The following is a 21915-nucleotide window of genomic DNA, read 5'->3' on the forward strand; positions in this document are numbered from 1 at the left end:
ACGACAGGCGCCGGGCTCGATGCCCGACGCCTGTCGTCGTGGGTCCCACGCAACGACGCGGGATCCTGGGTGTTCGTGCGGCCTAGAGCAGGCCCTCGTCGGTCAGGAAGTCCTTCGCGATCTTCGAGGCCTTCTCCTTGTCGACGGTGCTCTTGGTGTTGAGGTCGATGAGCGCGTCGGTCGTCAGGACCTTGCTCACCTTGTCGATGTCCGCCGCGGCCTTGTCGTCGACCTTGCTCGAGACGACCGGGGTGACGTTCTGCGGCACGATGAGGTTCTTCGGGTCCTTGAGGACCACGAAGTCGTTGGCCTTGATGCTCGGGTCGGCGGTGTAGATGTCCGCGAGCTGCACGGTGCCGTCCTTGAGCGCCTTGACCGTCAGGGCCCCGCCGGAGTCCTCGATCGCCTTGGACTGGACCGTGACGCCGTACACGGACTTCAGGCCCTTCGGACCGTACGGACGCGTCTGGTTCTCCGAGTTCGCGCCGACCGTCAGCGTGCCCTTGACCTTCGACAGGTCGGCGAGGCTCGTCACGTCGTTCTCCTCGGAGAACTTCTTCGTCACGGTGTAGCTGTCCTGGTCGGTGGCCTCGGCGGCGTCCAGGGCACGGAGCCCCTTCGGCAGGGCCTTCTCGAGCCCGGCCGTGATCTCGGACTCGGACTTCGCGGTCGAGTTCTTGTCGAAGTACTGCAGCAGGTTGCCGCCGTACTCCGGCATGACGTCGATCGCGCCCTTCTCGAGCTGCGGGAGGTAGACCTCGCGCTGGCCGATGTTGAAGTTCCGCTTCACCTGGAAGCCGTCCTTCTCGAGGACCTGGGCGTAGAGCTCGGCGATGATCTCGTTCGAGTAGTACTGCTGCGACCCGACGACGATCGTCTTCGAGTCGGAGGAGGTGCTGGAGCCGCTGTCGAGCGGGCTGCTGGAGGAGCAGCCGGCGAGGGCGGCGGCCACGCCGACGGCGACCGCGGCGGCGATGCCGGCGCGGAGCTTGGGTGCTGTGATCACGAGGGGGTTCCTTCCGGGATGGGTGTGTGGGGCCGCTCACGCGATCCCGAGCGACGCCGTGTCGGACGGTCGGCGACGCCCGCGGGCACCACCGCCCGCTGGAGCACGGAGAAGACGATCTCGAACGCGATCGCGAGTGCGATCACGAGGATGGAGGCGCCGAGCATCATGGCGTAGTCCTGGGTCTTCAGCCCGAGGAACACGTAGCCACCGAGCCCGCCGGAGCCGACGTACGCGGCGAGGGTGGCGGTGGCGACGACCTGGAGCACGGCGGCTCGGACGCCACCGACGAGCAGCGGCAGGCCGAGCGGGATCTCGACCTTGGTCAGGATCTGCCACTCAGTCATGCCCTGCGCCCGCGCGGCGTCCACGGTCACCGGTTCGACGGACTCGATGCCGGCGTAGGCACCGGCGAGCACCGACGGGATCGCCAGGACGACGAGCGCGAGCAGGGGTGCCTGCAGGTTGGCGCCGAGCATGAGGCCCACCAGGGTGAGCACGCCGAGTGTCGGCAGGGCGCGGATGCCGCCGGACAGGGCGATCGCGAAGCCGCGGGCCTTGCCGGTGTGGCCGATGGCGTAGCCGATCGGGATGGCGATCACCGACGCGATGAGGACGGCGAGCAGCGAGATCCAGATGTGTTCCCACAGCCGCTCGGGCACGGCGTCCGGGCCGGCGTAGTTGGCGGGGTCGAACACCCAGCCGAAGGCCTGTCCGATGATCATGAGGTGACCTCCGCGTTCTGGAGCACGCGGCGGGTCGCACGCTTCGACGGCGCCGAACGACGCGTCCACGGCATCACGATGCGGCCGAGCAGCACGAGCAGCCCGTCGATCGCGAACGCCAGGACGAGCACCATCACGACACCCGCGAGGATCTCCTCGGGGATGTTCCGACCGATGCCGTCGGTGAAGAGCGACCCGAGGCTCTGGATGCCGAGGACCGCGCCGACCGTGGTCAGCGAGATGGTCGACACCGAGACGACCCGGAGGCCGGCGAGCAGCACGGGGCCGGCGAGCGGCAGGTCCACGCGGAAGAAGCGCTGTGCTCCCGAGTACCCCATCGCGGTCGCGGCCGAGGTGGTGTCCGGGTCGACCGAGCCGAGGCCGTCGACGGTCGAGCGGACCATCAGCGCGAGGCCGTAGAGCGTCAGGCCGACGACGACGTTCACCGGGTCCTGGAGTCCGGTGCCGATGAGCCCCGGCAGGGCGATGAACAGCGGGAGCGACGGGATGGCGTAGAGCAGCCCGGCGAGCGTGACGATGCCGCCACCCAGACCGCTGCTCACCCGACGCGCACCGGGCCGGCGGAGTCGGACGACGAGCCAGCCGATCGGGATCGACAGCAGGAACGCGACGATGATCGGCGGGATCGCGATCGCCAGGTGCGCGACCGTGTCGTCCCCGATCGTGTCGAGGTTCGACAGCACCCAGTTCACCGGGTGCTCCCACCCTGCGCCGCAGCACCCGGGGCGCTGGGCGTCCCGGCCTCGGAGCGGACAGCGGCAGCGGCGTCGACGACGCCGACGGGACCCGTCAGGACGCCGGCGGCGCGACCGTCCCCGTCCACGACGACCGGACCGGTCGGGGTCTGCTCGACGCGGAGGGACCGACGGCCCCGGCCCACGCCGATGAAGTTCGCGACGAAGTCGTCCGCCGGCGCGGACAGGATCTCGGCGGGGGTCCCCTGCTGGGCGATCTCGCCACCCTTCTTGAGGATCACGACCTGGTCGCCGAGCTTGAAGGCCTCGTCGATGTCGTGCGTGACGAAGACGACGGTCTTGCCGAGCTCACGCTGCAGTCGGATCAGCTCGTCCTGCAGGTCGTTGCGGACGAGCGGGTCGACGGCGCCGAACGGTTCGTCCATGAGCAGGACGTTCGGGTCGACCGCGAGCCCGCGGGCGACGCCGACGCGCTGCTGCTGTCCGCCGGAGAGCTGCGAGGGGTACCGGTCGGCGAGCGACCGGTCGAGGCCGACGGTGTCCATCAGCTCAAGGGCACGCTTCCGCGCGTCGGCCTTCGAGACACCGGTGAGCAGCGGCACGGTCGCGATGTTGTCGGCCACCTTGCGGTGCGGCAGCAGCCCGGCGTTCTGCATCACGTAGCCGATCCGACGGCGCAGCTGCACCGGGTCGACGCCGGCGATGTCCTCGCCGTCGATCTGGACGGACCCCGCGGTCGGGTCGATCATCCTGTTGATCATCCGGAGGAGCGTGGTCTTGCCACAACCGCTCGAACCGACGAACACCGTCGTGCTCCGCGAGGGGATCACGAGGTCGAACGACTCGACGGCGTTCGTGCCGTCCGGGTAGGTCTTGCGCACCGAGCGGAACTCGATCATGGGTGCCCTTCTTGGTGGAGGTAGCCCGACTCCGGAGAACAGTACATGCCCGAGCGCATACCGGTTCGCTCGGGTCCGATCGTGACGCCTGGCGGACATCCGCCCCGGGTCCGCGCAGTTCGGACACGAACGCCCGCTCCTCCTGTCCGGAGGAACGGGCGTTCGGATGGTTCCGGGTCGGCTCGTGGCGACCGTCGACCGGTCAGGAGGCCCCGATCACCGACTCCAGGTACGGCCGGCTCATCGCGCGGTACGCCGCGATCAGCTCGGTGTCGGGGTGGTCGCGGTCGACGTGGGCGCGGGCGAGGACCGCGTGCGCCGACTCCGCCAGGACGACCCACGCGCGGTTCACCGCGTCGGTCTGCGGCAGGTCGAACCGCTCGCGCATCACGGTGCCGACGGCCCCGCCGAGCGCGGCGAGCCGGTCGGCGTCCTCGTCACCGGAGGTGGTGTCGATGTCGGCGAACCGGATGGCCCGGAAGCCGGGCTCGGTGCGGTACATCTCCGCCGTCATGTCGACGAGCGCGTCGCAGCCTTCCTGCCACGTCGTGGCACCCGAGGCGTCGAGCGTCTCGACGAAGCGGGCGGCGAGGCGCTGGGTGCAGCGGATGGCCAGGGCCTCGACCACGGCGATGCGGTCCGGGAAGTACCGGTAGACCGTGCCGATGGACGCGCCGGCACGCTCGGCGACCATGGCGGTCGTCAGGCGCTCGAAGCCGATCTCGTCGATGACCGCAGCAGCGGCGTCGAGCAGGCCCGCGAGGCGCGCCGAGCTGCGGGCCTGGACCGGCTCGTTCCTGAGCAGTGATGATCCCCCCGGCAGTGCGTTCGAAACCTCGGTGACGAGCACGTGAACTCCTTCTCGCGGTGACCGCGGGCTGACTGGCTGAGACCGCAACTCTCGCAGACGACGGCTTGGTCTTGGCTGCGATTCCCGGGGTGTCGGGTCCCCGGCCCCGTCCGGCGAGCACCCCGCATGGGATGATGGTGCGATGCCCGAGTCGACGCCTCCCGACCCTGCCGCGCCCCGGGACACCGTCCCGACGCCCGAGGGCAGCGCAGCTCCGGGCCGTGACGCCCGGTCCGTGGAACGCGAGCACGACCGGCGCGAACAGTCCCCCTGGGGCATCCAGCAGTGGGAGACCGCGATCCCCGAACCGATCCTGCACCGGGCCGCCCGCATCGAGGACGCCGTGCAGGAGTACCGCGAACAGCACGCCCGGAAGCGCGGTCAGGTCCCGACGGTCATCCCCTACACGGGCTACGGCGCACCGGGGTGGGTCCGCGTGCTCTGCCGGGTGCTGCTCACCCGCCGCGGCCTGGCCTCCGACGTCTCGTACGCGGGCGTCCGCGGCTGGCGCAGCTTCACCAGCGTGGCCGTCGACCACGCCGAGGTCACCATCACCGCCGGCGGCAGCACCCACACCGTGCAGAGCGACCGTGGCGGGGTCGTCGACGCCATCGTCCCGATCGACCTCGAACCCGGCTGGCAGACGATCCGCCTGTCCGCCGGCGGCATGCGCGACGTCGACGCGGACGTCTTCGTGGTGCACCCGGACACCCGCTTCGGCCTGCTGTCGGACATCGACGACACCGTGATGGTGACGAGCCTGCCCCGTCCGATGCTGGCCGCCTGGAACTCGTTCGTGCTCACCGAGCACGCCCGACGTCCGGTGCCGGGCATGTCGGTCCTCTACGAACGCGTCCTGGCGCAGCATCCGGGCGCGCCCACCGTGTACCTGTCCACCGGCGCCTGGAACGTGGCACCGACGCTGCAGCGCTTCCTGACCCGGAACATGTACCCGTCCGGCACCCTGCTGCTCACCGACTGGGGCCCCACCCACGACCGGTTCTTCCGCAGCGGGCAGCAGCACAAGCAGGACAACCTGCGCCGCCTCGCCCGGGACTTCCCGGACATCCAGTGGTTGCTCGTCGGCGACGACGGGCAGCACGACGAGCACCTCTACGGCGAGTTCGCCAGGGAGCACCCGGAGAACGTCGCCGCGGTCGCGATCCGGCAGCTGTCCACCAGCGAGGCGGTCCTGGCCGGTGGTCGCTCCCGTGCCCAGGAGCGCACCCGCGACTCCACCGTGCCGTGGGTCTACGCCCCGGACGGCGCCGGTCTCTGGACCGAACTCGGACGCGTCGGGATCGCCGAACTCGACTGAGCGGCGCCCGAAGTGCTGCCGAGAGCGATCTGAACGCACCTTCAGCGCAGGTGCGCCGCAGCCTCCGGGTGGTTCGATCAGGGCATGGCTCAGCGCATCGAGGACCACGCCCTCATCGGGGACTGTCACACCGCCGCACTCGTGACCCGGGACGGTGACGTCGACTGGGCGTGCCTCCCCCGGTTCGACAGCGCATCGACGTTCGCGTCCCTGCTCGGCGACGAACACGACGGGCAGTGGTCGCTCCGCCCCGCCGACCCCGACGCGACCCCGGTGCGCCGCCACGACGGCGACTCCCTGGTCCTCTCGACCGTGTGGACCACCACGACCGGCGTCGTCGAGGTCACCGACTTCATGCCCGTCGACGCCCACCGCGCGTCCATCGTCCGCCGGGTCCGCGGCCTCACCGGCACGGTCGAGATGCGGCAGGTGCTCCGCATCCGGTTCGGGTACGGCTCCGTCCTGCCCTGGATCCGCCAGGTCGGCAACGCGGACGAGCCGGTCCTCGTCGCGACCGCCGGTCCGGACGCCGTCGTCGTGCGGGGCCCGCGTTTCCGGGCCGACGACCACCGGCACACCGCCACCACGACGATCGCTGACGGCGACGTGCTCGACACCGTCCTCACCTGGTACCCGTCGCACCGCGAACCGCCGGAGCCGTTCGACGTCGACGCGGCCCTGCACCACACCCGCGACTGGTGGCACGACTGGACCTCCCGCACCCGCGCCGAGGGGAAGTACGCCCCCGCCGTCCGCAGCTCCCTGATGTACCTGCGGGCGATGACCCACGCCGAGACCGGCGGCGTGGTGGCGGCCGCGACCACGAGCCTCCCGGAGGACCCCGGCGGCGAACGCAACTGGGACTACCGCTTCGTGTGGCTGCGTGACGCGTCGATGGCGCTCGCGTCCCTCATCGCCCACGGGTACCGCGACGAGGCGTCGCACTGGCGGGCCTGGCTGCTCCGGGCGATCGCCGGCGACCCCGACGACGTGCAGATCATGTACGGCATCGCCGGTGAGCGGGAGTTGCCGGAACGCACGCTCGACCACCTGGCCGGGTACGCCGAATCGAAGCCGGTGCGCGTCGGCAACGGGGCGTACACGCAGTACCAGGGCGACGTGTTCGGCGAGGTCCTTGCGGCCCTGCACGACGCCCGCGAACTCGGCGTCGAGGAGAGCGGCGCCTCCTGGTCGCTGCAGCGCGCCCTCCTCAGCCACGTCGAGGCGCACTGGCAGGAGCCCGACAACGGCATCTGGGAGATGCGCGGACCGCGACGGCACTTCACCCACTCGCGCGCGATGATCTGGGCCGCCTTCGACCGCGGGGTCGCCGCCTGCGAGGAGTTCGGCCTGGAGGGGCCGGTGGAGCGCTGGCGCACCCTGCGCGACCAGGTCCGGGCCGAGATCGAGGAGCACGGCTGGAACGCCGAGCGGGGCGCCTACCGCCAGCACTACGACACCGACGAGGTCGACGCGAGCCTGCTCGTGCTCCCCCAGATCGGCTACTGCACGCCGGACGACCCGCGGATGCTCGGCACGGTGGCCGCCATCGAGCAGGACCTGCGGGTCGGCGACGACGGGCTGCTGCTGCGGTACCGGACGTCGTCCGGATTCGACGGCCTCAGCGGCGCGGAACACCCGTTCCTGGCCTGCTCGTTCTGGTTGGTCGAGCAGTACGCCGGCTCGGGCCGGGTCGACGACGCGGAACGGCTGATGGACGTGCTCGTCGGGTTCGCGAACGACGTCGGGATGCTGTCCGAGGAGATCGACGTCGCGACCGGCCACCACATCGGCAACACCCCGCAGGCGCTCTCGCACCTGACGCTCGTCACCGCGGCCGACGCGATCGCACGGGCGAAGGGGGCAGCGGCCGGGCACCGGACCCGGGCGGCACAACACGGCGGCGGCACCTGGAGCGTCAGCGGTGCCGGCGAGCGGGCCGGCGGACCGGCCTGACGCCGGCGCGGTCACGCACGTGGTGCGCCACGACGGACGGGAGGCCCGGTACCAGCTGGTACCGGGCCTCCCGTCATGCGGTGGTCGCGTCGGTCAGGACGAGCTGACCCACTCGGCCGGGCCGCGCGAACCCGCGCGGTACTCCTCGAGCGGGACCGCACCGGACTTCCAGGCGTTCACGACCGGCTCGACGATCTCCCAGCAGCGCTCCGCGACGTCGCCGCGGATGGAGAGCAGCGGGTCGTCGTGGAAGATGCCGTTGAGGACCTCGCCGTAGGGGGTGAGCTCGCCGTCGTCGAACGAGGACGACAGGGTGACCTGGCCCATCTCGAACGGGTTGCCGCCGCCGTTGGCCGAGACCGACAGCTCGATCTCGTCCGGGTTGAGGACGATGCGCAGCGTGTCCGCCTTGGGCCGACCGGACAGGCCGGAGGGCAGGCGCGTCACGGGCTTGAAGGTGATCAGGACCTCCTTGCGGCTGGCGCCGAGCGCCTTGCCGGAGCGGAGGGTGAAGGGGACGCCGGCCCAACGGGCGGTGTCGACCTCGACCTCGATCTCGGCCAGGGTCTCGGTCTCGCGCGACGGGTCCACCCCGTCCTCCTGCTGGTACGACGGCAGGTCCTTGCCGTCGATCGTGCCGGCCGTGTAGACCGCCCGGCGGGAGGCGATGGTCGCATCGTCGCCCTTGAGGCGCGTCGAGCGGAGCACACGCGCCAGCGACGAACGGAACTCGACCGAGTCGATCGCTGCCGGGGCGTCCATCGTCACGAGCGCCAGGATCTGGAGCAGGTGCGACTGGATCATGTCGACCAGGGCGCCGGCCTCGTCGTAGTACTGCGCGCGGTTCTCCAGGCCCAGGGTCTCGTCGTAGAAGACGTCGACCTTCTCGATGTTGTCGGCGTTCCAGATCGGCTCGAACATGCGGTTCGCGAAGCGCAGACCGATGATGTTGAGGACCGTGGTGCGACCGAGGAAGTGGTCGGTGCGGTGCACGCGCTCTTCCGGGACGAGCTCGAGGACCGTCTTGTTGAGTGCCTCGGCGCTGGCGACGTCGGTGCCGAAGGGCTTCTCGAACGCCAGGGTGGTGCCCTCGGGCAGCTCGACGTGCTGGAGTGCCTCGCAGATGTCGGACGCGATCTGCGGCGGCAGCGCGAAGTAGAGGATCGGCTCGGCCTCGGCCGCGTCGAGCAGGGCCTTCAGGTGTTCCGGGTCGGTCGGGTCGCCCTGGATGAACTTCGTCGACTCGATGGTCGCGTCGACCTCCGGGCCCGCGACGTCCTGCGACGCGAACGACTTCGTGACGACGTCCTTCCACTGCTCCTCGCTGCGGGCGCTGCGGCCCGTGCCGATGAGCTGGACCGGGACGGAACGGCCGCTCTGCAGGAAGGTCCCGAGACCCGGCAGGAGGAGGCGTGAGGCGAGGTCGCCGGTCGCGCCGAAGATGATGAGCGTGCGCTTGTCAGTCACCGGAGGTGACTCCTTTCGCTTGTGGACGGTCCGCAGGACCTGCGGCCGCGGTCATGCGGTCCTCAGGAGCCAAGGTCCATCGTGCCCGGGAGATTCCCGGACCGTTCCAGATGTTGTTCGATGCACGCGTCCGGTGGCGGCTATCCGCCTGCCCCGGACGCAGTTCGGGCGGCACCGAGATGGTGCCGCCCGAAGCGTGTGTGGCGTGGGTCAGTGCCCGAAGTTGCCGCGGTAGTACTCGTAGACCCAGCCCACGAGCGTGATCGCGACGAGCACGAGGCCGATCGGCACGATCCAGAGACCGGCTGCGACCCCGAGGAACACGAGCGCGATCGCCGCGGCGAGGAACAGCGGCCACCAGGACCACGGGCTGAAGTGCCCGAGCTCGGCGTCGCCGTCCTCGATGTTGGCGTCCTGACGGTCCTCCGGCAGCACCCCGCCCTGCGCCGACATGACGCGGCCCAGGTAGAAGGCGATGAAGGCGGACATGATGCCGGTCAGGCCGATCGACAGGGTGCCGACCCACTCGACGGAGCCGTAGTAGATCATCGACCAGATCGTGTACGCGGCGTCCGCGAGCACGAAGAAGACGAACAGGATCCAGAACAGATTGGTGTTGGCGCGCATGGCTGCTACTTCACCTGGCCCTTCGCGGCGTCGTAGGTCGGAGCGTCAGGTGCGTCCTTCGCCGGACCCACACCGACCGGCACGCCGGCCTCGGGGTGGTTCAGGTCGAACGCCGGGGACTCGGAACGGATCCGCGGGATCGAGGTGAAGTTGTGCCGCGGCGGCGGGCAGGAGGTCGCCCACTCGAGCGAGCGGCCGTAGCCCCACGGGTCGTTGACGGCCACCTTCGGGGCGTTCCGCGCGGTGACGTAGACGTTGAAGATGAACGGCAGGAACGAGATGCCGAGGATCATCGAGCCGATCGTCGACACCTGGTTCATCCAGGTGAAGCCGTCGTTCGGCAGGTAGGTCGCGTACCGACGGGGCATGCCCACGACGCCCAGCCAGTGCTGGATGAGGAACGTGGTGTGGAAGCCGACGAACAGCAGCCAGAAGTGGATCTTGCCGAGACGCTCGTTGAGCATCTTGCCGGTGAACTTCGGCCACCAGAAGTAGAAGCCGGAGAACATCGCGAACACGACGGTGCCGAAGACCACGTAGTGGAAGTGCGCGACGACGAAGTACGTGTCGGACACGTGGAAGTCGAGCGGCGGCGACGCCAGGATCACGCCGGTGAGACCACCGAAGGTGAAGGTCACGAGGAACCCGATGGCCCAGAGGATCGGGGTCTCGAAGGTGACCGACCCGCGCCACATCGTGCCGACCCAGTTGAAGATCTTCACGCCGGTCGGGACCGCGATGAGCATCGTCATCAGCGAGAACCAGGGCAGCAGGACGCCGCCGGTGACGTACATGTGGTGCGCCCACACGGTGACCGAGAGGGCCGCGATGGTGATGGTCGCGTAGACGAGGGTCTTGTAGCCGAAGATCGGCTTGCGGCTGAACACCGGGAAGACCTCGGACACGATGCCGAAGAACGGCAGGGCGATGATGTAGACCTCGGGGTGCCCGAAGAACCAGAACAGGTGCTGCCAGAGCAGGGCACCGCCGTTGGCTGGGTTGAATATCTGTGCGTCGAACACGCGGTCGAGACCGAGGCCGAACAGTGCGGCGGCGAGGACCGGGAAGGCCATCAGCACGAGGAGGCTCGTGACGAGCACGTTCCACGTGAAGATCGACATGCGGAACATCGTCATGCCCGGGGCACGCATCGTGATGATCGTGGTGATGAAGTTGACCGCACCGAGGATCGTCGAGAAGCCCGTCATGCCGAGCCCGAAGACCCACAACGTGCCGCCGAGCCCTGGTGTGAACGTCGTGTCACTCAGTGGCGCGTAGGCGAACCACCCGAACGAGGCCGCACCCTGCGGGGTGAGGAAGCCACCGACCGCGATCGCGCTACCGAAGAAGTACATCCAGAAGGCCAGGCCGTTCAGACGCGGGAAGGCCACGTCCGGTGCACCGATCTGCAGCGGCATGATCGCGTTCGCGAAGCCCGAGAACAGCGGCGTCGCGAACATCAGCAGCATGATCGTGCCGTGCATCGTGAAGAGCTGGTTGTACTGCTCCTTGGTCGCGACGACCTGGAGCCCCGGCTCGAACAGCTGCGCACGGATGACGAGCGCCATGATGCCGGCGAGCAGGAAGTAGAGGAACGAGGTGATCAGGTACATGTACCCGATCGTCTTGTGGTCGGTGGAGGTCGCCCACCGGACGATGATGTTGCCCTTGCGACCGACCCTCGATGCCTGGAAGTCCGGCGTCGAAGGCCTGGTTGTCGCCTGGCCGACGAATGACGTTGTCATTGAGACGCGCCCTTACTTCTTCTCGCTGGACGCCTCGGCAGGCGTCTCGTTGTTCGGCTGGTTCGTGTTGGTGTCGTACTCGTTGCCGAGCAGACCGACCTTGCCCTGGTCCTTGAGGGACGCGAGGTAGTCGTCGTACTTCGCCTGCGACACGACCTTCACCTGGAAGAGCATGAGGGAGTGGTACTCACCGCAGAGCTCGGCGCACTTGCCCTGGTAGGTGCCTTCCTTCTCCGGGATGAAGTACTCGTAGTTCGTCCGGCCCGGGAGCATGTCCTTCTTGTAGAGGAAGTCGATGACCCAGAAGGAGTGGTTGACGTCGCGAGAGCTGAGCTCGATCTCGACCTTCTTGCCCACCGGCAGGTACAGCGTCGGGAGGAGCGACTCGTCGATGGCGCCGCCACCGTTCTCTTCTTCCTGGGCCTGGATGCCCTGGTAGTAGACGCTTTCCTTCGGGTTGCTCTTGTCGATGTAGTTGAAGTCCCAGCCCCAGCGCTTGCCGTAGACGTGCACGGTGGCATCGGGCTGTGCGAACGGCTTCTCGATCGCTTCCTGGTCCTTCGCGGTGAAGGCGAAGAAGCCGAGGACGAGGATCAGCGGCACGATCGTGTAGAAGATCTCGAGCGGCATGTTGTACCGCATCTGCACGGGCAGGCCGGTCTGGCCCTTCCGGCGGCGGTAGACGATCGCGGCCCAGATGATCAGGCCCCAGACGATCAGACCCACGGCGAGCAGCACGATCCAGCTCGTCGTCCACAGGCCGACGATGCGGCTCGTGTGGTTGGTGACGTCCTTCGTCTGCTCCGTGCCCGGGAGCCATCCGTTCATCTGCTGCTGCGTGCAGCCAGCCAGTGCGATGACCAGACCGACGGCCACCGGCACGGCCGCCCAACGTATACGGCGATTCGAACGCACTGTTACCTCTCGGAAAGACGTGGCCCGGGAACCGGTCGTCGTGCGACCGGCGCCGACGGTGACCCCGTCGACGAGCACCGAGGTCAGCCGTGGGGCTGACGCGTGGGTGACTCCCAGCTTGGTTGGAACACTCCTAGCCTACTCGCAGCCATCGACACCGAGCGCACAACCGACACGCGTTGTGGACGGAAACGGCACTGCGAGCGGCGGTTTCCCCTGGTCATCCGCGTCCTCGAGGATGTCCACGACGATCTGCGTCGGGACCGAGATGCGAGAACGCGAACGGGGAGCGACCATGTCGGTCACTCCCCGTTCGCGTGTCGCCGCTCCCCCGCGTGTGCGGAGGACCGGCGAGCGGTTGGTCGGGCGCTCAGTGGAAGCTGTCGCCACACGCGCAGGAGCCCTGCGCGTTCGGGTTGTCGATGGTGAAGCCCTGCTTCTGGATCGTGTCCTCGAAGTCGATCGTGGCGCCGTCGAGGTACGGCACGCTCATCTTGTCGACGACGACCTCGACCCCGTCGAACTCGGCCGTGGCGTCACCGTCGAGCAGGCGCTCATCGAAGTAGAGCTGGTAGATGAGGCCCGAGCACCCGCCGGGCTGGACGGCGAGGCGGAGACGCAGGTCGTCGCGCCCTTCCTGCTCGAGCAGGCTGGCGACCTTCGCCGAGGCCGCGTCGCTCAGCAGCACACCGTGCGACTCGGCATCGGTCGCTGCTTCGGTCGTGATGGTGTCGCTCATCGACGTCTCCCTTGCTGGCGGTGTCGTTCACCGGCCGTCGCGTCGATTCTAAGCACGTGCACCGACCGACGGGGTCCGGATCCAGGACCTGTGGAGGACGGGCCCCGGAGGACGACCGTCACGCCCGGCCCTGCAGACGCGCCAGGAGGATCGCCTCCGAGACGATCGCGCGGTGCAGCACGCCCAGGTGCTGGGACTCGTTCGGGCTGTGCGCCCGCGTGTCGGGGTCCTCGACGCCGGTGACCAGGATCTGCGCCTCGGGGAACTCGGCGGCCAGGTCCGACACGAACGGGATCGAGCCGCCGATGCCCTGCTCCACGGGGTCGGCACCCCAGCCCTCGGACATCGCCGTGCGGGCCTCCTGGACGGCCCAGCCGGTGGCGTCGACCAGGAAGCCGTCGCCCGCGTCGACCTCGGTGATCTCCATGCGCGCACCGAAGGGGACGTGCTGACGCAGGTGGGCCTCCACCGCGGCGAAGGCGTCCGTCGCGGCCTGACCCGGGGCGACCCGGACCGACACCCGCGCGGCGACCGTCGGGATCAGGGTGTTCGAGGCGTTCGCGACGCTCGGGACGTCGAGGCCCGTGACCGTGATCGACGGCTGGAACCACATCCGCGACAGGACCGGACCGTTGCCGACCGGGCGGGCACCCGCGACCAGGGCGGCCTCGCTCGCGAAGTCCGCCTCGGACCGTTCGGGCACCGGGGCGTCGTGTGCCGTCAGCCCGGCCACTGCGACCGCACCGTCGTCGTCGTGCAGGGAGGCCAGGAGGCGGACCATCGGCATCATCGCGTCCGGGGCCGCACCGCCGTACATGCCGCTGTGGCTGGCGTGCTCGAGCGTCGTCACCGTGAGCTTGAACGTGGTGTTGCCGCGGAGTGAGACGGTGATCGCCGGGACCTCGGTCGACCAGTTGTCGCTGTCCGCGACGACGATGACGTCGGCGGCCAGGTGCTCGCGCTGCTCGCGCAGGAAGGTGCGGAACGAGCGGGAGCCGAACTCCTCCTCGCCCTCGATGAACAGGACGATGCCGACGTCCAGGTCGTCGCCGAACTGCGCGTGCACGGCCCGGAGCGCGGCGACGTGCGTCATCACGCCGGCCTTGTCGTCGGAGGCGCCGCGCCCGTACAGGCGGTCACCGCGGAGTGTCGGCTCGAACGGCGGCGTCTCCCACAGGGCGTCGTCGCCCTGGGGCTGCACGTCGTGGTGCGCGTAGAGCATGACGGTCGGCTTGCCGTTCCGCGCCGGACGGACCGCCAGGACGGCCGGCTGTCCGAGCTCGACGGTCTCCTCCCCCGGCACGACCGTGTCGGCGTCGGCGGGCGTGTCGCCCTCGACCGCGGACCGCAGGATCCGGACCTCGTCGAACACCTCGGTGGAGCGCACCAGCTCGGCCACGGCCTCCGCGTTCCGACGCACGTGCGCCGGGTCGAAGGCCGACCAGGACACCGACGGGATGCGCACGAGCGCGGACAGGTCGGCGATCGTGGCGGGCAACGCGCCCTGCACGTGCTCGCGCAGCGCGTCCAGCAGAGCGGGGTCGGTCGCGGGTGCCTGGGGCCCGGCTGCGGAGGCGTGCTTCTCGGTGTCGGTCATGGCCGGTAATCTAGAGGACGTCCAGCACGCAGAGCGCCGTTAGGAACGACCGTGGCGAAGGCAACCCCCAAGACCAACGTGACCGTGAACCCGGCCGACGACGAGCTCGTCGCGCACGGCAAGGGTCGCCCCACGCCGTCGCGCCGCGAACGCGAAGCCGCCAACAAGCGTCCCATCGTCGGCAACACCCCGGCGGACAAGAAGGCCGCGCGGACCCGTCTCAACAGCGACCGCGAGCGTGCCCGCGTCGGCATGGCGAACGGCGAAGAGCGCTACCTGCCGGCGAAGGACCGCGGTGAACAGCGCCGGTTCATCCGCAACACCATCGACGCCCGCTGGAACGTGGGAGAGGTCATGATGCCGGTGCTCATCCTGTTCCTGCTCGTCGGGTTCCTCGCCGCACAGACCGCTGCCGCCTCGTACTCCCTGCTGTTCGTCTGGGCGTTCGTGCTGCTGTTCGTCCTCGACTGTGCGGTCCTCTGGTTCATGCTGCGTCGCAAGCTCACGGCGGCCGGACAGGACTTCCAGCGCGGCAACTTCCTCTACATCCTGACGCGGGCGTGGCAGCTGCGGTTCCTCCGCCTGCCGAAGCCGCAGGTCAAGCGCGGGCAGCACCCGACTCTCTGACCTCGTCCGACACGAGCGCCGTCGACCTCCGGGTCGGCGGCGCTTCGTCGTGTGTGCGGGGTGGGCCACGTCTCGCCGCCCACTGCCGGACGGGAGGAACGTGTCGGCCCCGCCACGGACCTCCCCGTCGGTACGCCGCCGAGTGCGCACGACGCCGCCGGATCCGGCGGCGTCTCATCCACACCGCGGTGTCCCGGGCACGACGAGGCGTCTCGCCGACCGCGCGCCGGACCTCCGACGCGCCGCCGTCGGGACACTTGCCAGGCGCGGCCTCAGCGACGCCGCAGGCGCTTCCGCCGCAGCCGGTTGATGCGCATCGCCCAGGTCGGTCCCTCGTAGAGGAACGCCGTGTAGCCCTGCACCAGCGTGGCGCCGGCGGCGATCCGAGCCTGGACGTCGGCCTCGGACGTGACCCCGCCGACCGCGATGACGCAGAACCCCGCGGGGACGGCGGCACGGACACGACGCAGGACCTCGAGCGACCGGGCGCCGAGCGGTGCGCCGGAGAGCCCGCCGGCACCCATCGCCTGCACCTCGGCGTCGGGCGTCGTCAGTCCGGTGCGCTCGATCGTCGTGTTCGTCGCGATGACGCCGGCGAGCCCGAGGTCGACCGCCAGTCCGGCGATGGCGTCGATCTGCTCGTCGGTCAGGTCCGGCGCGATCTTCACGAGGACCGGGGTGCGGCCCGCGGCGTCGTGCACGGCCGAGAGCAGCGGGCGGAGCTGGTCGAGTTCCTGCAGGCCACGGAGGCCCGGCGTGTTCGGCGAGCTGACGTTGACGGCCAGGTAGTCGGCGAAGGGGGCGAGCAGCCGGGTGGACTCGAGGTAGTCCTCGACCGCGTCCTCGACGGACACGACGCGGCTCTTGCCGATGTTCACGCCGATGACCGGGCGGCCCGGGTTCCGGCGGGCGCGTTCGAGGCGCCCGGCGGCCTTGACGGCGCCGTGGTTGTTGAAGCCCATCCGGTTGACGAGCGCCCGGTCGGCGATGAGCCGGAACAGCCGGGGCCGTTCGTTGCCCGGTTGCGCGCGTGCCGTGATGGTGCCGACCTCGACGTGGCCGAAGCCCAGGACCCCGAGCCCGGCGATGCCGCGGGCGTCCTTGTCGAACCCGGCAGCCAGGCCGAAGCGGGACGGGAAGTGGATCCCCATCGTGGTGATGCCGTCCTCGGCCGAGGGGCGGGCGTACCGCTCGACGACACCGCCGAGGAAGGGCACGTGCGGTAGGAGCCGGATCACGCTGAACGCCAGGTGGTGGGCGCGCTCCGGGTCCATCTTCGCGAAGACGTTCCGGAAGACGACTCCGTACCCGGCGCGGACCAGGGACTCGACGCCGCTCACGCGCTCGCGCCGTCCGCGGTCCGGTCGGCCCCGGAGACCCCGTGGTGGTCGATGCGGAGCTGGCCGATGGCGTCCTCGAAGTCCTCGAGTGAGTCGAAGGCCTGGTAGACGCTGGCGTAGCGCAGGTAGGCGACCTCGTCGAGTTCGCGGAGCGGGCTGAGGATCGCCAGGCCGATGTCGTTCGCCTCGATCTGGCTCGCGCCGGAGGACCGGACGATCTCCTCCACCCGCTGCGCGAGCACCGCCAGGTCGGAGTCGGTGACGGGCCGGCCCTGGCAGGCCTTCCGCACGCCGGAGATGATCTTCTCGCGGCTGAACGGCTCGAGGACGCCGTTGCGCTTCACCACGTTCAACGACGCCGTCTCGGTCGTCGAGAACCGCCGTCCACAGTTCGGGCACTGGCGGCGTCGGCGGATGGAGGTTCCGTCGTCGCTCGTCCGGGAGTCGACGACACGGGAGTCCGGGTGGCGGCAGAAGGGGCAGAACATGGCGCCCTCAGGCTAGCGGTTCGTGCGCTCGGACACGGCGGCACCGTGCGCCGGCAGCTGCTCTTCCGTGGAGAGCGCGACGATGTGCGGGGCGACCTCGGCCAGGGCGGCCGCGGTGTAGCGGATCACCTGCTGCGGCCGCAGGAACGTCGACGCGGACAGCCCGGACCCGAACCGCGCCTGGCCGCCGGTCGGCAGGACGTGGTTGGACCCCGCGAGGTAGTCCCCCAGGCTGACCGGCGTGCTCGGACCGACGAACACCGCACCCGCGGCGTCGATGTCGGCGAGCACCGCGTCGTCGTCGACCGTCTGGATCTCGAGGTGCTCCGGCCCGTAGGCGTTGCTGACGGTCGCGGCGTCGGTCAGCGAGTCCACCAGGACGATCGCGGACTGCGGCCCGTCCAGGGCGGTCTGGAGGCGCGCAGCCGTCCCGAGCACCGCCGTCCGTTCCGGGATCGCGGCCTCCACCGCATCGGCGAACGCCTCCGACGTGGTGACGAGGACGCTGCCGGCCTGCTCGTCGTGCTCGGCCTGGCTGATGAGGTCGGCCGCGACGTTGCCGGCGTCCGCGGTGTCATCGGCGATCACGAGGATCTCCGAGGCACCCGCTTCGGAGTCGATGCCGACGATGCCGCGCACCAGGCGCTTGGCGGCGGCGACGTAGTTGTTGCCCGGACCGGTCACCAGGTCGACGGGCTCGAGGCCGATCTCCGCCACGCCGTGGGCCAGGGCACCGACCGCGCCGGCACCGCCCATCGCGTAGACCTCCTGCACGCCGAGGAGCCCGGCCGCGGCGAGGATCGTCGGGTGGACCGCGCCGCCGTGGTCGCGCTGCGGCGGGGACACGAGGGCGATCGACCCGACGCCAGCGACCTGCGCGGGGACGACGTTCATGACGACGCTCGACGGGTACACGGCCTTGCCGCCGGGCACGTAGAGCCCGACGCGGCGCATCGGCTGCCACCGCTGGTGGACCTCGGCGCCGTCGGCGAGCGTGGTCACGGACGGCGACGGCACCTGCGCGGCGCTCGCGGCACGGACGCGGCGGATCGCCTCGTCGAGCGCGGCGCGGAGTTCGGGGGTGAGACCGGCGACCGCGGCGTCGATCTCGGCAGCGGGCACCCGGATGTGCTCCGGTGCTCCCCCGTCGAACCGTTCGGCCTGCTCGCGGAGTGCCTCGGCCCCACGGTTGCGGACGTCGTCGACGAGCACCCGGGCGGCGTCCACCGCGTGCCCGACGTCGCCCTCGGCACGCGGCATGAGTCGGAGGAGTTCGGCGCGGCCGGGGAGCCCGCCACGGAGGTCGATTCGCTGCATCATGAGGCGTCCATCGTACCGAGGACCGCCGACCCGCCCGGACCCCGCTACACCAGGCAGCGCGGCCCGAGCAGGCTCTTCAGCTCGCCGAACAGGTCCGGCGTCAGGTTCACCGGGAACGGCAGCTCGAACGTGCGGGCGACGTCGTCCTTGAGGAGCTTCAACCGCACCTCGGTGTCCCCCTGGTGCCGACCGAGGACGGCCGCCAGCTCGGTCACCGTCTGCGTGGTCGCCTGTCGTTCGGGCAGTGACAGCGTCAGCGGGCCGGAGCCCATCGCGTCGCCGACGTTCGGCTGGAACATGCTCACCGCGTGCAGCGCCTTGCCGTCGTCGCGGACGTTGACCCGGCCGCGCAGGACGACGATCGAGTCCGGCACCAGTGACGGCCCGAACTCCTGGTACGTCTTGCCGAGGAACATCACGCCGATCTGGCCGCCGAAGTCCTCGATGTCGACGATGCCGTACGGGTTTCCGCTCGTCTTCGCCACCCGGTGCTGCACGCTGGTCAGCAGCCCGGCGACCGTGACGGTCTCGCCCTCGATCGAGTCGTCGGCGGCGAGCAGGTCCGCGATGGTGACCGACTGGTGCTTCGCGAGTTCGATCTCGAGCCCGGCGAGCGGGTGGTCGGAGACGTAGAGCCCGAGCATGTCCCGCTCGAACGCCAGCTTGTCGCGCTTGGACCACTCCGGGCGCTCCGGCACCTGCGACACCGTCAGGGACGCGGGGTGCTCCTCGGCGACCTCGGCGAACAGCGAGTCGAAGTCGAAGCCGACGTTGCCGTGGGCCTCGTCACGCTTCACCTTGACGGCCGCTTCGACCGAGCCCTCGTGGATCTCGACGAGCGCCCGGCGGCTGTCGCCGAACTCGTCGAAGGCACCGGCCTTGATGAGCGACTCGACGGTGCGCTTGTTCGCCGACGAGATCGGGATCTTGCGGAGGAAGTCGTGGAACGACTCGAACGCGCCCTTCTCCTTGCGGGCGGCGACGATGTCGTCGACGACGTTGAAGCCGACGTTGCGGATCGCACCCATGCCGAAGCGGATGTCGTCGCCGACGGCCGCGAAGAACCCGATCGACTCGTTGACGTCCGGCGGCATGACCTTGATGCCCATCCGGCGACACTCGTTGAGGTACAGCGCCAGCTTGTCGCGGGCGTCGCCGACGCTGGTGAGCAGTGCGGCCATGTACTCGGCCGGGTAGTGCGCCTTCAGGTACGCGGTCCAGAACGACACCACGCCGTACGCGGCGGAGTGCGCCTTGTTGAACGCGTAGTCGGAGAACGGCAGCAGGATGTCCCAGAGCGTCTTGATCGCCGCTTCGCCGTAGCCGTTGTCGATCATGCCCTGGTGGAAGCCCGCGTACTGCTTGTCCAGCTCGGACTTCTTCTTCTTGCCCATCGCGCGGCGGAGGATGTCCGCCTGGCCGAGCGAGAAGCCGGCGACCTTCTGCGCGATCGCCATCACCTGCTCCTGGTAGATGATCAGGCCGTAGGTGCCGCCGAGGATCTCCGCCAGGGGCTCTTCGAGCTGCGGGTGGATCGGCGTGATCGCCTGCTCGCCGTTCTTGCGCAGCGCGTAGTTCGTGTGCGAGTTCGCACCCATGGGCCCCGGGCGGTACAGGGCGATGAGCGCCGAGATGTCCTCGAAGTTGTCGGGCTTCATCAGGCGGAGCAGCCCGCGCATCGGCCCACCGTCGAGCTGGAAGACGCCGAGGGTGTCACCGCGCTGCAGCAGCGCGTACGCCTCGGGGTCCTCGAGCCCCATGTGCTCGAGGTCCAGGTCGATGCCGCGGTTGGTCTTGATGTTGTCGAGCGCGTCACTGATGATCGTGAGGTTGCGGAGCCCCAGGAAGTCCATCTTGATCAGGCCGAGCGACTCCGCTGCCGGGTAGTCGAACTGCGTGACGATCTGGCCGTCCTGCTCCCGCTTCATGATCGGGATGATGTCGATCAGCGGGTCGCTCGACATGATGACGCCGGCGGCGTGGACGCCCCACTGGCGCTTCAGCCCCTCGAGCCCCAGGGCGGTGTCGAAGACCGTCTTCGCCTCGGGGTCGGTCTCGACGACGGTACGGACGTCGACGGCTTCCTTGTACCGCGGGTGGTCCTTGTCGAAGATCCCGGTGAGCGGGATGTCCTTGCCCATCACGGGTGGCGGCATCGCCTTGGTGAGCTTCTCGCCCATGCCGAAGGGGAAGCCGAGGACGCGCGAGGAGTCCTTCAGCGCCTGCTTCGCCTTGATCGTGCCGTAGGTGACGATCTGGGCGACGCGCTCGGAGCCGTACTTCTCGGTGACGTACTTGATCGCCTCACCGCGGCGCCGGTCGTCGAAGTCGACGTCGAAGTCCGGCATCGAGACGCGGTCCGGGTTGAGGAAGCGCTCGAAGATCAGGCCGTGCCGGATCGGGTCGAGGTCGGTGATGCGCATCGCGTACGCGACCATCGAACCGGCACCGGAACCACGGCCGGGTCCGACCCGGATGCCGTTGTTCTTGGACCAGTTGATGAAGTCCGCGACGACCAGGAAGTAGCCCGGGAACCCCATCTGGTTGATGATGCCGACCTCGTAGTCGGCGCGCTCCTGGACCTCTTGCGAGATGCCGTCCGGGTACCGGTAGTCCAGCCCCTTCGCGACCTCCTTCTCGAACCAGGAGTGCTCGGTCTCGCCCTCGGGGACCGGGAACTTCGGCATGTAGTTGGCGGCGGTGTCGAACTCAACGTTGCACCGCTCGGCGATGAGCAGCGTGTTGTCGCACGCGTCGAGGTTGTCGCGGAAGACGTGCCGCATCTGCGCCGGCGTCTTCAGGTAGAACTCGTCGGCGTCGAACTTGAAGCGGTTCGGGTCGTTCAGCGTCGAACCGGACTGCACGCAGAGCAGGGCCGCGTGCGAGGTGGCGTCGTGGGCGTGCGTGTAGTGCAGGTCGTTCGTGCCGACGAGCGGGATGTCGAGGTCCTTCGCGAGCCGGATCAGGTCGCTCATGATGCGCCGCTCGATCTCGAGCCCGTGGTCCATCACCTCGGCGAAGTAGTTCTCCTTGCCGAAGATGTCGCGGTAGTCGGCGGCGGCCTGCACGGCTTCGTCGTACTGCCCCAGGCGCAGGCGCGTCTGGATCTCGCCCGAGGGGCAGCCCGTCGTCGCGATGATGCCCTGGTGGTACTCCTGCAGCAGTTCGATGTCCATGCGGGGCTTGAAGTAGTAGCCCTCGATCGACGCCCGCGACGACAACCGGAACAGGTTGTGCATGCCGGTCGTGTTCTCGGCGAACATCGTCATGTGCGTGTACGCGCCGGAGCCGGACACGTCGTCGCCACCGCCGTCGCCCCAGCGCACACGGGTCTTGTCGGTGCGGTGCGTTCGGGGCGTGATGTACGCCTCGGTCCCGATGATCGGCTTGACGCCGCCGGCCTTCGCGGTCTTCCAGAACTCGTAGGCGCCGAACATGTTGCCGTGGTCCGTCACCGCCACGGCCGGCATGCCCTGTGCGGCGGTCTCCGCCACGAGGTCGGAGAGCCTGGCGGCACCGTCGAGCATCGAGTACTCGCTGTGCACGTGCAGGTGGACGAAGGAGTCGGAATCCGACACGG

At 69.6% G+C, this 21915-nt stretch carries 17 protein-coding genes and 1 pseudogene; 3 read left to right on the forward strand and 15 right to left on the reverse strand.

Features of this window, described 5'->3' with window-relative positions; all coding sequences use genetic code 11:
- Positions 1-82 precede the first annotated feature (82 nt).
- The 5 genes from SOM35_RS14200 to SOM35_RS14220 form a co-directional block, all read right to left on the reverse strand.
- Positions 83-1006: an ABC transporter substrate-binding protein gene (locus SOM35_RS14200; protein WP_320515906.1), complete on the reverse strand. Its 924-nt coding sequence runs from the start codon at positions 1004-1006 to the stop codon at positions 83-85.
- Entirely contained in the window at positions 1003-1731 is a 729-nt protein-coding gene (locus tag SOM35_RS14205) for an ABC transporter permease (protein WP_111076117.1), read from the reverse strand. Before SOM35_RS14205 ends, SOM35_RS14200 begins: the two co-directional genes overlap by 4 nt.
- A complete protein-coding gene (locus SOM35_RS14210) occupies positions 1728-2444 on the reverse strand; it encodes an ABC transporter permease (RefSeq protein ID WP_111076118.1) in 717 nt (238 codons plus the stop codon). Before SOM35_RS14210 ends, SOM35_RS14205 begins: the two co-directional genes overlap by 4 nt.
- On the reverse strand, positions 2441-3346 hold the full coding sequence (locus tag SOM35_RS14215) for an ABC transporter ATP-binding protein (protein WP_111076119.1): 906 nt from the start codon (positions 3344-3346) through the stop codon (positions 2441-2443). The genes SOM35_RS14210 and SOM35_RS14215 overlap by 4 nt, the downstream gene beginning before the upstream one ends.
- A 202-nt stretch (positions 3347-3548) precedes the next feature.
- On the reverse strand, positions 3549-4196 hold the full coding sequence (locus SOM35_RS14220; RefSeq protein ID WP_221850012.1) for a TetR/AcrR family transcriptional regulator: 648 nt from the start codon (positions 4194-4196) through the stop codon (positions 3549-3551).
- A gap of 142 nt (positions 4197-4338) precedes the next feature.
- On the opposite strand from SOM35_RS14220, the gene SOM35_RS14225 reads away from it, so the two are divergent.
- Positions 4339-5514: an App1 family protein gene (locus SOM35_RS14225; RefSeq protein ID WP_320515907.1), complete on the forward strand. Its 1176-nt coding sequence runs from the start codon at positions 4339-4341 to the stop codon at positions 5512-5514.
- 81 nt (positions 5515-5595) lie between these two features.
- Positions 5596-7470: pseudogene (locus SOM35_RS14230) on the forward strand (glycoside hydrolase family 15 protein); the annotation flags it as partial.
- 93 nt (positions 7471-7563) lie between these two features.
- Here SOM35_RS14230 and SOM35_RS14235 read toward each other — a convergent pair.
- The 6 genes from SOM35_RS14235 to SOM35_RS14260 all read right to left on the reverse strand — a co-directional run bounded on the left by SOM35_RS14235 (position 7564) and on the right by SOM35_RS14260 (position 14560).
- Positions 7564-8937: a glucose-6-phosphate dehydrogenase gene (locus SOM35_RS14235; RefSeq protein WP_253462699.1), complete on the reverse strand. Its 1374-nt coding sequence runs from the start codon at positions 8935-8937 to the stop codon at positions 7564-7566.
- A 210-nt stretch (positions 8938-9147) separates the two neighbouring features.
- Positions 9148-9564, reverse strand: a complete 417-nt coding sequence (locus SOM35_RS14240) for a cytochrome c oxidase subunit 4 (RefSeq protein ID WP_110903122.1) — start codon at positions 9562-9564, stop codon at positions 9148-9150.
- A gap of 5 nt (positions 9565-9569) precedes the next feature.
- Complete coding sequence (ctaD, locus tag SOM35_RS14245) at positions 9570-11309, reverse strand: aa3-type cytochrome oxidase subunit I (protein WP_181439353.1); 1740 nt, start codon at positions 11307-11309, stop codon at positions 9570-9572.
- Positions 11310-11321: 12 nt separating this feature from the next.
- On the reverse strand, positions 11322-12224 hold the full coding sequence (gene ctaC / locus SOM35_RS14250) for an aa3-type cytochrome oxidase subunit II (RefSeq protein WP_111076124.1): 903 nt from the start codon (positions 12222-12224) through the stop codon (positions 11322-11324).
- A gap of 370 nt (positions 12225-12594) precedes the next feature.
- A complete protein-coding gene (locus SOM35_RS14255) occupies positions 12595-12963 on the reverse strand; it encodes a HesB/IscA family protein (protein WP_221850016.1) in 369 nt (122 codons plus the stop codon).
- A 118-nt stretch (positions 12964-13081) separates the two neighbouring features.
- Positions 13082-14560, reverse strand: coding sequence for a dipeptidase (locus SOM35_RS14260; RefSeq protein ID WP_320515908.1), 1479 nt, complete (start codon positions 14558-14560; stop codon positions 13082-13084).
- A 51-nt stretch (positions 14561-14611) separates the two neighbouring features.
- Here SOM35_RS14260 and SOM35_RS14265 point away from each other — a divergent pair, with 51 nt between their 5' ends.
- Positions 14612-15187 (forward strand): DUF3043 domain-containing protein, encoded by a 576-nt coding sequence (locus tag SOM35_RS14265; protein ID WP_320515909.1) that lies wholly within the window; start codon positions 14612-14614, stop codon positions 15185-15187.
- 272 nt (positions 15188-15459) lie between these two features.
- Here SOM35_RS14265 and SOM35_RS14270 read toward each other — a convergent pair whose 3' ends face one another.
- The 4 genes from SOM35_RS14270 to dnaE are packed head-to-tail and all read right to left on the reverse strand — an operon-like array spanning position 15460 to position 21862.
- Positions 15460-16527 carry a quinone-dependent dihydroorotate dehydrogenase gene (locus tag SOM35_RS14270; RefSeq protein WP_221850018.1) on the reverse strand — a complete coding sequence of 356 codons (1068 nt, stop codon included), beginning with the start codon at positions 16525-16527 and terminating at the stop codon, positions 15460-15462.
- Positions 16524-17015, reverse strand: coding sequence for a transcriptional regulator NrdR (nrdR, locus tag SOM35_RS14275; RefSeq protein ID WP_290157879.1), 492 nt, complete (start codon positions 17013-17015; stop codon positions 16524-16526). Before nrdR ends, SOM35_RS14270 begins: the two co-directional genes overlap by 4 nt.
- A 12-nt stretch (positions 17016-17027) precedes the next feature.
- Positions 17028-18335, reverse strand: coding sequence for a histidinol dehydrogenase (gene hisD / locus SOM35_RS14280; protein WP_320515910.1), 1308 nt, complete (start codon positions 18333-18335; stop codon positions 17028-17030).
- 44 nt (positions 18336-18379) lie between these two features.
- The gene (gene dnaE, locus SOM35_RS14285; protein WP_414648578.1) at positions 18380-21862 is read right to left on the reverse strand and encodes a DNA polymerase III subunit alpha; all 3483 of its coding nucleotides are present in this window, start codon (positions 21860-21862) and stop codon (positions 18380-18382) included.
- Positions 21863-21915 lie beyond the last annotated feature (53 nt).

Source organism: Curtobacterium sp. CFBP9011 (genome assembly GCF_034045095.1).
Classification (GTDB): domain Bacteria; phylum Actinomycetota; class Actinomycetes; order Actinomycetales; family Microbacteriaceae; genus Curtobacterium.

Excerpts from the sequence above, each read along its gene's own strand:
- SOM35_RS14205 (WP_111076117.1), bottom strand. The coding sequence starts at position 1,731 with ATGATCATCGGACAGGCCTTCGGCTGGGTGTTCGACCCCGCCAACTAC.
- SOM35_RS14215 (WP_111076119.1), bottom strand. The coding sequence starts at position 3,346 with ATGATCGAGTTCCGCTCGGTGCGCAAGACCTACCCGGACGGCACGAAC.
- SOM35_RS14225 (WP_320515907.1), top strand. The coding sequence starts at position 4,339 with ATGCCCGAGTCGACGCCTCCCGACCCTGCCGCGCCCCGGGACACCGTC.
- SOM35_RS14240 (WP_110903122.1), bottom strand. The coding sequence starts at position 9,564 with ATGCGCGCCAACACCAATCTGTTCTGGATCCTGTTCGTCTTCTTCGTG.
- ctaD (WP_181439353.1), bottom strand. The coding sequence starts at position 11,309 with ATGACAACGTCATTCGTCGGCCAGGCGACAACCAGGCCTTCGACGCCG.
- SOM35_RS14255 (WP_221850016.1), bottom strand. The coding sequence starts at position 12,963 with ATGAGCGACACCATCACGACCGAAGCAGCGACCGATGCCGAGTCGCAC.
- SOM35_RS14260 (WP_320515908.1), bottom strand. The coding sequence starts at position 14,560 with ATGACCGACACCGAGAAGCACGCCTCCGCAGCCGGGCCCCAGGCACCC.
- nrdR (WP_290157879.1), bottom strand. The coding sequence starts at position 17,015 with ATGTTCTGCCCCTTCTGCCGCCACCCGGACTCCCGTGTCGTCGACTCC.
- hisD (WP_320515910.1), bottom strand. The coding sequence starts at position 18,335 with ATGATGCAGCGAATCGACCTCCGTGGCGGGCTCCCCGGCCGCGCCGAA.
- dnaE (WP_414648578.1), bottom strand. The coding sequence starts at position 21,862 with ATGCTCGACGGTGCCGCCAGGCTCTCCGACCTCGTGGCGGAGACCGCC.